Below are 14,561 nucleotides of genomic sequence, written 5' to 3' on the forward strand. Positions count from 1 at the left end.
CGAATCCACACTATGCAAGACCCAGACCAAAACCGTCCAGCAGATCAAACCAGCGAAGCCTTGCAAAGGGTGGTCAAGGTGCGTCGTGACTACAACACCTGGGTGGCCTCTGAAACGCTGGAGGATTACGCGCTGCGCTTCACGCCCCGCTCGGCCCGGCGCTGGACGGACTGGCGGGTGGCCAACACCGCTTTTGGTGCGGCGGCGTTTCTGGTGCTGGAGGCCGTTGGCGCCACGCTGCTGGTGGACCACGGTTTCATCAACGCTTTCTGGGCCATCATGGCCACGGGCCTGATCATTCTGCTGGCGGGCTGGCCCATCAGCGTGTACGCCGCGCGCCACGGCCTGGACATGGACCTGCTGACGCGGGGCGCCGGGTTCGGCTACATCGGCTCGACCATCACCTCGCTGATCTACGCCTCGTTCACCTTCATCTTCTTTGCGCTCGAAGCCGCGGTCATGGCCTACGCGCTGGAGCTGGCGTTCGACATCCCGCCCGCCTGGGGTTACCTGATCTGCGCCCTGGTGGTGGTGCCGCTGGTCACCCATGGCGTCACCATCATCAGCCGCCTGCAACTCCTCACCCAGCCCCTGTGGCTGCTGATGCTGGTGCTGCCCTTCGTGTATGTGTTCAAGGAGCACCCGCACATCCTGCAGGACCTGGCCGCTTACGCCGGGGAGGACGGCACCCACCACGGCTTTGATCTGCTGTCCTTCGGCTCCGCCATGACGGTGGGCATCGCGCTCATCACGCAGATGGGCGAGCAGGCCGATTACCTGCGCTTCATGCCCGAGGCCAGGCCCGGGCACAAGGCCCGCTGGCTGGCGGCGGTGTTCGTGGGTGGCCCCGGCTGGGTCATTCCCGGTGTGCTCAAGATGCTGGGCGGTGCCCTGCTGGCCTATCTGGCCATCAGCTATTCGGTGCCGGTGGACCGGGCACTGGACCCGAACCAGATGTACCTGGTGGCCTGGGAAAAGATCTTCCCGCGCCAGTCCTGGGCGATTGCCGCGGTGGCGCTCTTCGTGGTCGTGTCGCAGCTCAAGATCAATGTGACCAACGCGTATGCGGGCTCGCTGGCCTGGTCGAACTTCTTTGCCCGGGTCACGCACAGCCACCCCGGGCGCGTCGTGTGGGTGGCGTTCAATGCGGTGATCGCCTTGCTGCTGATGGAGCTCAATCTGTTCCAGGCGCTGGGCAAGGTGCTGGGCCTCTATTCCAATATCGCGATTGCCTGGATCATGGCCGTGGTGGCTGACTTGGTGGTCAACAAGCCCATGGGTTGGTCGCCCAAAGGGATCGAATTCAAGCGCGCCTACCTGTATGACGTGAACCCGGTCGGTGTGGGCGCGATGGGCCTGGCTTCGCTCGTGTCCGTGATGGCCTATGTGGGGTGGCTGGGGGAAATCGCCCAGGCCTTCTCGGCGGTGATCGCCATGGTCGTGGCCTTCGTCACCTCGCCCCTGATCGCCTGGGCCACCAAAGGCCGCTACTACCTGGCACGCCAGCCCTTGACGCAAACCCAGGTGGGCCGCCCGCCATTCGTTCATGAAGCCGATGCGAGTGTGGCGGGGCGGCCGCTGAGCAAGGTCATCCGATTGCGGGCGCTGCACAAGTGCACGGTGTGCGAGCGTGAGTACGAGGCCGACGATGTGGCTCATTGCCCGGCCTACCAGGGCTTCATCTGCTCCTTGTGCTGCTCGCTGGACGCCCGCTGCCAGGATCTGTGCAAGCCCGAGGCGCGCTGGGCGGAGCAATGGCGCGGCCTGGGGCGGCGCCTGATGCCCGCTTTCATCTGGCGACGCATGGACACCGAGCTGGGGCAGTTCATGCTGATCATGCTGGTGCTGGGGCCCTTGCTGGCGGGGGTGTTCGGCCTGGTCTACCAGCAACAGCTGCGCGACCTGGATGTGCTGGACCTGACTTCGACCGGTGCCGCTGCCGACATGCTGCGAGCCGCCTTCACCAAGGTGTTTGCGGCCTTGCTGCTGGTGGTGGGGGTGGTCGCCTGGTGGGTGGTGCTCACGCACAAGAGTCGGCAGGTGGCGCAGGAAGAATCCAACCGGCAGACGCACCTGCTGGTGCGGGAAATCGCCTCACACCGCGTGACCGACGAGAAGCTGCAGCAGGCCAAGCAAACGGCCGAGCAGGCCAACCAGGCCAAGAGCCGCTACATCACGACCATCAGCCATGAGTTGCGCACCCCGCTGAACGGCATCCTGGGTTATGCGCAGTTGCTGGATGAAGACAGCGCCTTGCCCGAGCACGTCAAGCATGGTGTCGGGGTGATCAAGCGGGGTGGGGATCACCTGCTGTCGCTCATCGAGGGCACGCTGGACATCGCCCGCATCGAAAGCGGCAAGCTGACACTGGATGTGAAGCCCGTCAGGCTGGATGAACTCCTGAAGCAGATCACGGGGCTGATCGAGCATGAGGCCAGAGCCAAGCACTTGCGTTTTGTGGCCGACATCGACTCCGCCTTGCCCGAGGCCGTGCGTGCGGACGAGCGCCGGGTGCGCCAGATCCTGATCAATGTGCTGGGCAACGCGGTGAAGTTCACCTCCACAGGGCAGGTGACCTTCAAGGTGCGTTATGCCCGCGAGATCGCGCAGATCGACATCAGCGACACGGGGCCTGGCATCGCGCAGGAAGAGCTCGACAAGATCTTCGAGCCCTTTGCGCGTGGTTCCTCCGCGGCGGGCAATGCCATCAGCGGGACCGGCCTGGGGTTGACCATCAGCAAGATGCTGACCGATCTCATGGGGGGCGAGATGCAGGTGCAAAGCAAGCTGGGCCTGGGCACCAACTTCCGCATCCGCTTGTTTTTGCCCCAGGTGCGCGCGGCCGAGGCCATGCGGGCGGCCCCGCGAGGGCAGCGTACCGGCTACGTGGGCGAGCGCCGCCGCATCTGGGTGGTGGACAACGAGGAAGCCGATCGCGGCTTGCTGGTTCGCATCCTGGAGCCGCTGGGTTTCGAGGTGACGCCACTGGCCTCGGGCCTGGAGTGCCTCGCCCATTTGCGCGCCTGCCCACCCCAGCTGATGCCCCATGCCTTGTTCATGGACCTGGCCATGCCCGGCCTGGACGGCTGGGCCACGCTGCGGGCCATTCGCGTGTCCGAGTTGAGCGAGGCGCCTGCGGCCATCGTGTCGGCGAACGCCTTTGACAAGGCGCTGGACAACGATGTGGGCATCACCCCCGACGATTTCATCGTCAAGCCCGTGCGTGTGCCAGATCTGCTGGACTGGCTGGGGCGCAAGCTGGCGCTGCAATGGATCGAGGTGGAGCGGGCTGTGGCGCCTGTGGCGACGGAAGCGGCGGTTGGCGATGAGGCTGCATCGGGTGCGCTGCCTTCCGTGACCGCGCTGCGCAGCCTGGAAGACCAGGTTCACGCGGGCTACATCCGGGGGGTGCACAAGGCCTTGGATCAGATTGCCGCGGCCGAGCCGCAATGTGCAGCCTTTGTGCAGCGCCTGCGCGCGATGGCCAGGCAGTTTCAGCTCGATGCCATGGCCGCTTTGCTGAAAGAGTCATTGCAGCAGGCACAATCCGGTGCATGAAACGTGTCTCAAGCCTCTGATTGATTGTTGTTGTCACCATGTTCGAGAGACTTGATCGCAGCCGCACCGACGTCGTGCTCATCGTGGACGATGTGCCTGACAACCTGTCGCTGCTGCATGACGCGCTGGACGAGGCCGGCTACACCGTGCTGGTCGCCACGCACGGCGAGGCCGCCTTGCAGCGCGCCACGCAGGCGGTGCCCGACATCATCCTGCTGGACGCGATCATGCCTGGCATGGATGGCTTCGAAGTGGCCAGGCGCCTGAAGGCCCAACCCGAGACCAGCCACATCCCGATCATCTTCATGACCGGCCTCACCGAGACCGAGCATGTGGTGGCAGCTTTTGCCGCAGGCAGCGTGGACTACGTCGTCAAGCCGATCCGGCCGCGCGAGGTGATGGCCCGCATCGAGGCCCACATGCAGAGCGCGCGGCAAGCCAGGCAGGCCCGCAATGCGCTGGATGCCTTTGGCCATGCCTCGCTGACCGTGCGCGTGACCGATGGCCGGGTGCTGTGGCAGACGCCCCTGGCGCGCAAGCTGCTGCAGGACTATTTCGACACGCCCGAGTCGGTGGCACCGCTGGAACTGGCTGCGTGGCTGAGCCAGGCCGCGCCCCGCCTGAGCAAGGACATCGCCGAGGGCCAGGCCCCTGTGAGTGCGCCCGTCTGGGCCGTGAACCAGGCCGGTCGCCGCTTGAGCTTCACCCTGCACCAACCCACGGGTGACGACGAGTGGTTGCTGGTGATGCAGGAAAGCTCCGACCAGGCCGCCATGGATGCGCTCAGCGCGGAGTTCAAGCTCACGGCGCGCGAGGGCGAGGTGCTGTACTGGGTGGTCAAGGGCAAGACCAACCGCGACATCGGCGACATCCTGGGCAGCAGCCCGGCCACGGTCAAGAAGCAGCTGGAGCACGTGTTCGCCAAGCTCGGCGTGGAGACGCGCACGGCGGCTGCCGGGCTGGCCATGAGCCGCGTGGCGCAACTCAAGGTGCGTTGACAGCTCTCAGGCCAGCCGGCTTCACATGGGCTTGAACAGGTGCGCGTAGCTGCGGCTGACCGCCAGACGCTCGGTGCGCCCCTTGAGGTAGAGGTGAATCTTGCCAGAGTCCTCACGGACCACTCTGTCGATCAGTTCGGTGCGCACGATGGTGCCCCGGTGGATCTGCATGAACTGCTGGTTGTCCAGCCTGGGCATCAACTCGCGCAAGGGCGTGCGGATCAAGAGCGCGCGGTCTGCCGTCACCACGCGCACGTACTTGTCGTCGGCCTCGAAGAAGTGCACATCGTTGGTGGACACCATCTGCAGTGTCGAGCCCAAGCCCGCCTGGATCAGCTTGAGTGGCGGCTCCGCCCTGGGGGACTGGATCAGGGCGCGCAAGGGGGCGAGGGCCGCCGCATCACCGCCTTGGCGCTCCTGCAGGCGGCGCTGCAGCCGTTCACAGGTGAGCGACAGGCGCTGGGGCTCCACGGGTTTGAGCACATAGTCCACGGCAGCGCGCTCGAAGGCATCAATGGCAAAACGGTCGAACGCGGTGACGAAGACGATCAAGGGCAGGGGGCGGTCTTCGGGCCAGTCGTCGACGATCTGTTCGGCGGCATCCAGGCCATTGCGCTCGGGCATCTGGATGTCCATGAACATCACATCGGGCAGGTGTAGCCCGGCCGCCTCGATGGCGGCCTCACCGTCGTGCGTGATGGCGCAGATCTGCAGCGCCGGCCAAAGCTTGCTCAGCGTCTTGACCAGGCCTCTGGCCAGTACAGGTTCATCTTCGGCAATCAGGGCGGTGGGTGCAAGGGCATTCATGCAGCGTGTTTCGGTGTGGTCGCCAGAGGGAGGCGGATCGTGACTTCGGTGATGTCCTGATCAGGATGGTGCGACCGCTCCAGTTGAGCGGCCTCGCCATACAAGTTTTCCAGGCGTTCTCTCACATAACGCAAGCCAAAGCCCCCTTGGTCGGCCTTTGCTTCATGTGAGTCCGATGTGGTGCCGTGCTTGCGGGCGCCCGAGTTGCGCACGCGCAGCACCAGTTGCCCTGCCTCGTCCTGGGCCGCCACGATCAGATCACCGCCTTGTCTGGCGGGTTCCAGGCCGTGCTTGATGGCGTTTTCAATCAGGGGCTGCAGCAGCATGGCGGGCACTTCGACACCTTGCAGCGCATCGGGCAGGAGCAGGCTGGTGCGCAGCCTGTCGCCCATGCGTATCTGCATGAGGCTCAGGTAGTCGGATGCCAGCTTGAACTCGTCAGCCAGCGCGTGCTGGGTGACCAGGCTGCCGTTGAGGGTGGAGCGCAGGAAACCGATCAGGTGCAGCAGCATGGCCCGCGCCTGCTGCGGGCTGTCGTCAATCAACTCATAGAGGTTGGACAGCGTATTGAACAGCATGTGCGGGTCGAGCTGGGAACGCAGCAGATGAAGCTGGGTTTCTGCGGTGAGCTTGTGTGCCTTGCGTTCGCGCGCCTCGGTGACGGCTGCGCGGTCCTGGAAATATTCGAAGACGTAGACAGACAGGGTGCCGTAGGTGGCATTGAACAGGGTCAGCTTGAATGGCGGATAAGCCTGCGAAAGATGCGCCTGCCCCCAGGTCGAAGTCTGTATGGCGATGAATATCTGCTGAGACAGCCAGGACCCGGCCAGCAGGCACGCGAGCGTGGTGGCCAGCAATTCCCACTTGGTGCGCGTTGGCAGGCCCTTGTACAGCCCTTCCCGGTCGTAGCGGGCCTGGGCGTCGGGCATGGTGCGCCAGCCGTTGCGGGCCACCAGCAACATCGCATTGGCGGTCAACAGCAGGCCGACCATGCCAACACATTGCAGCCAGGTGAAGTAGTAAGCCAGGCCCAGGCTCTGAGGCTGCTGTGGGGAGAGCACTTCCGTGGCGTGCAGCGAGAAGGCGCCGACCACCAGCAGTACCTGGTTGAGGACGAACAGCCGGGGGGCGATGCGGCGCCAGGTCAGGTTGGGAGGGTAAGGGGCCACAGGGTGAGACATGGGCGAGGAGCGTAACCGAAGCGGTGCCTGGCGCCTGGCACACGAGGCAGGATGCGGATTCACGGTGTGAATCGCGATTTGAACAGCGCAAGTTGCAGGCGATCCGCGCTGGCGGTATTGGCTGGCGGCTCACGCATTCGATCTGCCATGCGCCTGCTGCATTGGCGATTCATCGGCCCGGCCTTGGCTTGCCGTGGTGCAGCGCCTAGATTGCAGGCTCGATGCATGTCGGGCCTCATCAGCCTTCGCAAACAAAGGGATTCCGCAATGAAACACACATGGGCAAGGCGCGTGGGCGCCACCATCTCCATGGTCTGCCTGGGGATGGGCGTGGCGCAGGCGCAAAGCAATCCGGTCGTTCAACTGGCCGAGGGGGATCTGATCGGCATCGTGCAGAACGGTGTCAGTCAGTTCCGAGGCATACCCTATGCCGAGCCGCCAGTGGGAAACTTGCGGTGGGCCGCGCCTCAGCCCGCCAGGCCCTGGGGTGGCCAGCGTGACGCCACGCAGTTCGGCGCAGCCTGCCCGCAGGCGCCCGAGCCTTTTGGTGACAACCTGCGCAACAGCGAGGACTGCCTGTTCCTCAATGTCTACGTGCCGCAAGGCAGCACAACGGGTAGACGCCCGGTGATCGTCTGGATCCCGGGCAGTGGTCAGGTGCTGGGGTCCTCGCGCCAGTACGATGCCACTCGTCTGGCCCAGGCCACGCAGGCGGTGGTGGTCACCATGAATTACCGGCTGGGTGCGCTCGGCTGGTTGTGGACCTCCGGCATGGTTGCCGAGGCCAAGGGGCACAACTTCGCCTTGCAGGATCAGCAGGAAGCCATGCGTTGGGTCAAGCGGCACATCGAGGCTTTCAACGGCGACGCCGATCGCATCACGATGGCGGGTGAGTCGGTGGGCTCGATCTCGGCTTCCCTGCACCTGGTGTCGCCCACAGCTGCGGGGCTCTTTCACCGCGCGATCCTGGCCAGTGGCATCGAACCTCCTGGTTTGTTGACCTCGGCCAAGGCCGCGGAGCTGGGTGATGCGTTTGCCGCCAAGGTGGGGTGCGCCGCAGGGCCTGAGCAATTGACGTGTCTGCGCAGCAAGTCGCCGCAGGAGCTGCTGAAGGTGTCTCCCACTTACGCGGACATTGGAAAGGACGGACTGGGTTGGCGGAATTTCATCGACGGTGAGATGATCACGACCGATGTCTTTGCCGCCTTGTCCAAGGGCAATTTCAACAAGGTGCCGTTGATGGTGGGTACGACCAAGGACGAGGGCAGGGGCTTCATCCCGCTGTCATTCGATCTGGACGGCACGCCCATGACGCAGGACGAATACATCACGGCCACCAACAAGTTCATCGGCAGCTTCATGCAGCCCGTGTTGACCGGCCTGATGTACCCCAGCAGCAAGCTGGGCAGCCCGGCTCAGGCCTATTCGCAGTTGGTGACAGACGGCTGGTTTGCCTGCCAGGCCAATGAGGTGGCCAACCGGGCGAGCAGCCAGGTGCCCACGTATGCCTACGAGTTTGCTGACCGCACGGCGCCGGAGTTTGTGAAGGACCCGTTCATGGAATCCGGGGCATTCCATGCGTCGGATCTCTTGTATTGGTTTCAGACGCCTGTTGGCGGGGCGCCTTTGACGCTGAGCCCCGCGCAAAAGCGTTTGTCAGATCAGATGCAGACGTACTGGAAGCAGTTCGCCGAGACGGGCAACCCCAATGGCGCGGCCAACGCGGTGAGCTGGCCAAGGTTCAACAAGTTGAACACACCGTATCTGACGCTGGTGCCGGATGCGATCAACGTTCAGGACTGGGGGGCCTTCCAGCGGGCGCATCAGTGTGCGGCCTGGTCGTTGCTCTACAGCATGCGCTCGCTGGGTATAGCCTGATCGGCCCAGGCTGATCGCTCAGAGCTTGGGCAGGTCCATCGCCTGTGGCGCATGGCCCTGCCTGATCAGCCAGTCGCGCAGCGCCAGGCCCGTGCTTGAAGGCCAGTAGCGCGCCTTGGCGGGCTCGATGCGCTTGTAGTCCACCAATTCTTCGTTGAGCACGATCTCGCCTTCGGCGGGCACGTGGTAAGCGATGATGATCTGGTTCAGGCGCGGGAAGGCGTAGTGGCCAATGAAGTTCACGCCGGTGGCCTGCAGGCCCAGCTCTTCCTGCACCTCGCGCGCCACGGCTTCTTCCGGGCTGGGGTCGGTCTTCTCCAGGAAGCCGGTGATCAAGGCATAGAAGGGCATGGGCCAGGCACGGTTGCGCGCCAAGATGATGTGGCCTTCGTGCTCCACCACGGCCGCGACCACGGGCGTCGGGTTGTCCCAATGCACATAACCGCAGGCTTCATCCGGGCAGGCCTGGCGGGACACACCCTCGTCCACCTTGGCTTGCAGGGGTTTGGCGCATTGGGGGCAGTAGTTGAATGCCATCTGACTTTCTCTCCTTGCATGACCCCCGGTCAGCCTTGGCCCTTGTTCAGTCGGCAGGATCAGGCTGCGGGTGGTGGCACAAGCCTAACCGACTTGAGCAAGGCACGTTGAAAGCGGCTGGAGCTGACGGCCAGGATTCCCTGGTGAACCGGCGCCAGCGCCGCCCATCTGGCTTCAAAGTCGGTGAGCCCCTGGGCGAGCGCCGCTGCCTCGCCTGCAATGGCGATGTCATTGCCGCCTTCGTCTGACTCCGCAGAAATCACCGCGCCAGAAAACGCCTTGCCCATGCGGCGCATGACCTCGCGCGTCTGTTCGGTGTCAGCCTGCACATTGGCCACGAGCCAGCCACCTGGCGCCAGTGCAGCGCGGCAATGCTGGTAGAAGCTGCGTGTGCACAGGGCTTCGGGCAAGCCTGCACCGGTGAAGCCGTCCACCAGGATCACGTCGTAGGGGCGCGGCGGCTTGTGCACAAAGCGGGCGCCGTCCGCGCAGATGATGCGCAGGCGCTCGCTGTCGGGCGGGATCATGAATTCATGGCGCATGTCGATCACGCCCTGGTTGATTTCCACGGCGGTGAGGTCGGTTGCCGGTAGATGCTTGTGCAGGTACTTGAGCATCGAGCCACCCCCCAGGCCGATCATCAGCACGGCCTTGGGCGCGGGGTTGAACAGCAGGAAGCCCATCATGGCGCGCGTGTAGTCCAGCACCAGCTCGTCCGGCGCGTCCAGGCGCATGCAGCTCTGGATCAGGGAGGATTCGAAGCTCAGCGATACGGTCTGGCTGTTGGTGTGGAGGCGGGGCGTTTCGGTCATGACGGCAGTGGGCAATGGCCAGCGAGTGTAGGTCATGCCGGGTTTGCCCTTGCTTAACTTGTCAACTGGTATGATAAGTTTCGGGCATGGACAAATTGCTTGAACCCATCCTGCGCCAGCCCTTGTCGGATGCGCTGTACGTGCAGCTCAAGGGCAAGATCATCGATGGTGAGCTCAAGCCCGGTGAGCGCCTGCCTTCCGAGCGGGTGCTCAGCGAAGAGTCTGGCGTGAACCGCGGCGCGGTGCGCGAGGCCATCAAGCGCCTGCAGCAGGCGGGCCTGGTCGCCGTCAAGCAGGGTGGCAAGCACGAGGTGCTGGATTACCGCCTGCAAGGCAGCCTGGAGTTGCTGCCCAGCCTGCTGATCAACAGCAAGGGCGTGGTGGACCCCAAGGTGGTGCTGGGCGTCATGGGCATGCGTTCGGCCATTGCGCCAGAGATCGCGGCCGATGCGGCCCGATTGGGCGGCGCCGAGCTGGCCGACAGGCTCGATCAGGTACTCAGCGTGATGGAAGGCGGGCTGCACGACCTCAACGCCTTGCAGGTTGGCGCCATGCATTTCTGGCAGAGCCTGGCCATGGCCTGCGACAACATCGCCTATCAACTGGCCTTCAACACCATGCGGCGCAGCTACCACGAGGTCTGGGACAAGCTCACCTATGTGATGGCGCGCGAGTTTCAGGACGTCGGCAACCTCAAAGCCATTGCCGTTGCCGTACGGCACGCCGATGTCGAAGCAGCTCGTGCTGCGGCCAGGGCCCATGTGGACCTGGGGCGCAAGGCGCTCGAGTCCGTGTTCGCCTTGATGTGATCGTTTTACCGGAGTCGCCCATGCCTGCTCAACGTGCGACCGATACGGTCATGCCCACGGCCGACGAAACGGTCAACCACAACCCGATGCGCCCGCCTGCGGACTCGCCGCGTACGGCCGGGCAGGCTTTCAGTGTCTTCCTGCGGCACCCCAGCCCCTTGATCATTTTGCTGGCCCTGGCCGTGCTGGGCGTGCTGCGCTGGCAGGCGGGCGGCCTGGGTTGGCGGGACGTGGCCATTGCACTGGGCTTGCTGGCCTTGTTCCCCATCAACGAGTGGATGATCCATGTGTTCATCCTGCACTATCGCCCTCGCGAGATCGGTGGCATCAAGGTGGATTTCTACCTGCCCAAGACCCACCGCCGCCACCATGCCGATCCGTGGAACCTGGCGTGGGTGTTCGTGCCCCGGCACGTGCATGTCCTGATACTGGGGGCGGTTGTGCTGGGCTACTACCTTGCCGGCCACTGGCGGGCCGAGTGGCTGAGCTTCTGTTTCGTCTACCTGCTGCTGGGGCTGCACTACGAGTGGGTGCACTACCTCACCCACATCACCTGGTGCCCGCCACTGGCGTACTACGAGCGCCGCGTGCTGGAGCACCGCTGGCACCATTTCCGCAACGAGAACTACTGGTGGGGTGTCTCCATGGGCATGGGTGATCGCCTGTTCCGCACGGCCCCCAATGCCAAGGACACCGCCCGTTCGGGCACCAACCGGGACCTGGGCCTCAAGCGCTGAGCCCCTCTTGATATCGATACGCCACTGATACGCCATGTGGCGTATTTCGCTCTTTGAAGCCCCTGGGCACACTGAACGCATCGGATCTGAAAACGGCCTCCAAAGCCGGCTCTTCAGAGACGTGACAAGCAAGAGTCAAGCGTTCAAAACCCCACCGCTTCAAAGGAGCGAAATCCATGAGCATCTCTCGTCGCCGCGCCGTCCAAACCCTGTCCGCCGTCGCCCTGGGCGTGGCCGGTCTGGCCTTCAGCACCATGGCCTCCGCCGCCGACACCATCAAGGTGGGTGTGCTGCACTCCCTGTCGGGCACCATGGCCATCTCCGAGACCGTGCTGAAGGACACCGTCCTGATGGCCATCGACGAGATCAACTCCAAGGGTGGCTTGCTGGGCAAGAAGCTGGAGCCCGTGGTGGTCGACCCCGCCTCGAACTGGCCCCTGTTCGCCGAAAAGGCCAAGCAGTTGCTGACCCAGGACAAGGTCGCCGTGACCTTCGGTTGCTGGACCTCGGTGTCGCGCAAGTCGGTGCTGCCGGTCTTCAAGGAAAACAACGGCCTGCTGTTCTACCCCGTGCAGTACGAAGGTGAAGAGCTCGAGAAGAACGTGTTCTACACGGGTGCCGCCCCCAACCAGCAAGCTATCCCTGCTGTCGAGTACCTGATGAGCAAGGACGGTGGTGGCGCCAAGCGCTTCGTGCTGCTGGGCACCGACTATGTGTACCCCCGCACCACCAACAAGATCCTGCGCGCCTTCCTGAAGTCCAAGGGCGTGAAGGACGAGGACATCATGGAGGAGTACACCCCCTTCGGTCACTCCGACTACCAGACCATCATCGCCAAGATCAAGAAGTTCGCTTCTGAAGGCAAGAAGACGGCCGTGGTCTCCACCATCAACGGTGACTCCAACGTGCCTTTCTACAAGGAACTGGGCAACCAGGGCTTGAAGGCCAAGGACGTGCCCGTGGTCGCTTTCTCGGTGGGTGAAGAAGAGCTGCGCGGCGTGGACACCAAGCCCCTGGTCGGCCACCTGGCTGCCTGGAACTACTTCATGTCCATCAAGAACCCGACCAACGACGAGTTCATCAAGAAGTGGTCCGCCTACGCCAAGGCTCACAACATCCCTGGCCACAAGGACAAGCCGCTGACCAACGACCCGATGGAGGCCACCTACATCGGCATCAACATGTGGGCCCAGGCCGTGAAGAAGGCCGGCACCACGGATGTGGACAAGGTGATTGCTGCCATGGCCGGCCAGACCTTCAAGGCCCCGGGTGGTTTCATGTCCACCATGGACCCTAAGAACCACCACCTGCACAAGCCCGTGTTCATCGGCGAGGTGAAGGCCGATGGTCAGTTCAAGGTGGTGTGGAAGACGCCTGGCCCGATCAAGGCCCAGCCTTGGAGCCCCTACATCGAGGGCAACGACAAGAAGAAGGACGAGCCTGAAACCAAGTAACTGGCTTGCCGGATCGAGTGCCCGTCCTCTCTGACGGGATGAACCAAGAAGCAGAGCGGTTCGCCCCGTTGGGGTCTCCAACGGGGCGTTTTTTTCTGCTGGACTGTTTGAGACAGGACATGTCTGTGACACCACATCACGCCAAGAACCCATCGACGAATGCGTCGCGAGCATGGCGCACCCTGTCGGCTTTCGTGCTGACGCTGGCCCTGGCCTTCACCGCAGGGCTCGACGAAGCTCACGCGCTGACCTCGGAAGAAGCCTATGCGCTGTCAGCGGGCGACAACGACGCCCGTATCGCTGCCTTGCAGGCACTGGTCGCCAAGGGCGATCCGGCTTTGCCCGCCTTCCTGGAAGCCCTCAACGCCGATACCGTGAAGGTGGCCGGCAACAAGGCCTACATCGTCAACGGGGATGAGGTCAAGGAGGCCGCAACCGGCGCGCTCACCAAGTTGCCTGAAGGCGCTGAAGACGTGGTCAACAACAACCGCATGAGCAGCGAAATCGAAGCGGCCCTGGCTGCGGGCAAGCTGCTGTCCAAGGATGCGGCCACGCGGGCAGAAGCGATCGACTCTCTGTCCAAGGCCGCAGACGAATCCAAGTTGCCGGTGATCGAGAAGGCCCTGGCCGCCGAGACCGATCCCAAGCTCAAGACGCTGCTCAAGGCGGTGCGGGCCCAGGCCATGCTGTCGTCGCCTGATGCCGGTACGCGCATCGCGGCCACCAAGGCGCTGGGAGAAGACGCCACGCCCGAAGCCCGTGCCTTGCTGATGGAACGCATGGCCGACGCGGGCGAAACGGATTCCGCCGTGAGGGGGGCCTTGCAACTGGCGCTGGACAAGGTCAACCGCAAGCTGGCCTGGGGTGAATACGCGGGCGTGCTGTTCACCGGTGTCAGCCTCGGCTCCATCCTGCTGCTGGCGGCGCTAGGCCTGGCCATCACCTACGGCCTGATGGGCGTGATCAACATGGCGCATGGCGAGCTGATGATGATCGGCGCCTACGCCACTTACGCAGTACAGAACGTGTTCCGCAACCACTTCCCGGGGGCGTTCGACTGGTACATCGTGCCGGCCGTGCCAGCCTCCTTCCTGGCCGCCGCGGCGGTGGGGGCGGTACTGGAGCGGGGCGTGTTCCGCTTCCTGTATGGCCGCCCGCTGGAGACCTTGCTCGCATCCTGGGGCGTAAGCCTGATGCTGATGCAGGGCGTGCGCAGCCTGTTTGGTGCACAGAACGTGCAGGTCGAGAATCCTTCGTGGATGTCGGGCGGCTTCGACATCCTCAGCAACCTGACCTTGCCCTACAACCGGCTTGTCATCATCGCGTTTGCGGCCCTGGTGCTGTTGGCCATGACGCTGCTGATCGGCAAGACCCGCATCGGCCTGTTCGTGCGCAGCGTGACCCAGAACCGCCCGATGGCTTCCTGCATGGGCGTGAACACGGCGCGTGTGGACACCATGGCCTTTTCACTGGGGGCGGGCATCGCCGGCCTGGCGGGCTGCGCTTTGTCGCAGATCGGCAATGTGGGCCCGGACCTCGGCCAGAGCTACATCGTGGACTCGTTCATGGTCGTGGTGCTGGGTGGCGTGGGCCAGATCGCTGGCACCGTGTATGCCGCGCTGGGCCTGGGCCTGATCAACAAGTTCCTGGAAGGCTGGGCGGGTGCCGTGCTGGCCAAGATCATGGTGCTGGTCATTGTGGTGATCTTCATCCAGAAGCGCCCGCAAGGCATCTTTGCGTTGAAAGGACGTGAGGCTTGACCGCTATGACGACAACAACATTGAACCCCA

The 14,561-nt window shown here is 63.9% G+C and carries 11 protein-coding genes; 7 read left to right on the forward strand and 4 right to left on the reverse strand.

Features of this window, described 5'->3' with window-relative positions; all coding sequences use genetic code 11:
* The first annotated feature begins 12 nt into the window (after nucleotides 1-12).
* The gene (locus JY96_RS20145; RefSeq protein ID WP_035040146.1) at nucleotides 13-3,558 is read left to right on the forward strand and encodes an ATP-binding protein; all 3,546 of its coding nucleotides are present in this window, start codon (nucleotides 13-15) and stop codon (nucleotides 3,556-3,558) included.
* Between the two features lie 38 nt (nucleotides 3,559-3,596).
* Nucleotides 3,597-4,556: a response regulator transcription factor gene (locus tag JY96_RS20150; RefSeq protein WP_052162796.1), complete on the forward strand. Its 960-nt coding sequence runs from the start codon at nucleotides 3,597-3,599 to the stop codon at nucleotides 4,554-4,556.
* A gap of 21 nt (nucleotides 4,557-4,577) precedes the next feature.
* On the opposite strand, the gene JY96_RS20155 is transcribed toward JY96_RS20150, so the two are convergent.
* Both JY96_RS20155 and JY96_RS22605 read right to left on the reverse strand, forming a co-directional pair.
* Entirely contained in the window at nucleotides 4,578-5,363 is a 786-nt protein-coding gene (locus tag JY96_RS20155) for a LytTR family DNA-binding domain-containing protein (protein ID WP_035040149.1), read from the reverse strand.
* Nucleotides 5,360-6,544 (reverse strand): sensor histidine kinase, encoded by a 1,185-nt coding sequence (locus JY96_RS22605; RefSeq protein ID WP_052162797.1) that lies wholly within the window; start codon nucleotides 6,542-6,544, stop codon nucleotides 5,360-5,362. Before JY96_RS22605 ends, JY96_RS20155 begins: the two co-directional genes overlap by 4 nt.
* A 267-nt stretch (nucleotides 6,545-6,811) precedes the next feature.
* Here JY96_RS22605 and JY96_RS20165 point away from each other — a divergent pair, with 267 nt between their 5' ends.
* Nucleotides 6,812-8,422: a carboxylesterase/lipase family protein gene (locus JY96_RS20165; protein WP_161784371.1), complete on the forward strand. Its 1,611-nt coding sequence runs from the start codon at nucleotides 6,812-6,814 to the stop codon at nucleotides 8,420-8,422.
* A gap of 18 nt (nucleotides 8,423-8,440) precedes the next feature.
* Here JY96_RS20165 and JY96_RS20170 read toward each other — a convergent pair whose 3' ends face one another.
* Entirely contained in the window at nucleotides 8,441-8,959 is a 519-nt protein-coding gene (locus JY96_RS20170; protein WP_035040152.1) for an NUDIX domain-containing protein, read from the reverse strand.
* A 59-nt stretch (nucleotides 8,960-9,018) separates the two neighbouring features.
* On the reverse strand, nucleotides 9,019-9,807 hold the full coding sequence (locus tag JY96_RS20175; RefSeq protein ID WP_052162799.1) for a fused MFS/spermidine synthase: 789 nt from the start codon (nucleotides 9,805-9,807) through the stop codon (nucleotides 9,019-9,021).
* A 50-nt stretch (nucleotides 9,808-9,857) separates the two neighbouring features.
* Between JY96_RS20175 and JY96_RS20180 the strand changes: the two genes are divergently transcribed.
* From JY96_RS20180 to urtB, 4 genes are all read left to right on the forward strand, one after another.
* Complete coding sequence (locus JY96_RS20180; RefSeq protein ID WP_052162800.1) at nucleotides 9,858-10,580, forward strand: FadR/GntR family transcriptional regulator; 723 nt, start codon at nucleotides 9,858-9,860, stop codon at nucleotides 10,578-10,580.
* 20 nt (nucleotides 10,581-10,600) lie between these two features.
* Entirely contained in the window at nucleotides 10,601-11,317 is a 717-nt protein-coding gene (locus JY96_RS20185; protein ID WP_081961497.1) for a sterol desaturase family protein, read from the forward strand.
* Between the two features lie 176 nt (nucleotides 11,318-11,493).
* A complete protein-coding gene (urtA, locus tag JY96_RS20190; protein WP_200883534.1) occupies nucleotides 11,494-12,771 on the forward strand; it encodes an urea ABC transporter substrate-binding protein in 1,278 nt (425 codons plus the stop codon).
* A 119-nt stretch (nucleotides 12,772-12,890) separates the two neighbouring features.
* Nucleotides 12,891-14,531 (forward strand): urea ABC transporter permease subunit UrtB, encoded by a 1,641-nt coding sequence (urtB, locus tag JY96_RS20195; protein ID WP_081961500.1) that lies wholly within the window; start codon nucleotides 12,891-12,893, stop codon nucleotides 14,529-14,531.
* Nucleotides 14,532-14,561 lie beyond the last annotated feature (30 nt).

It is taken from the genome of Aquabacterium sp. NJ1, assembly GCF_000768065.1.
Taxonomy (GTDB): domain Bacteria; phylum Pseudomonadota; class Gammaproteobacteria; order Burkholderiales; family Burkholderiaceae_C; genus Aquabacterium.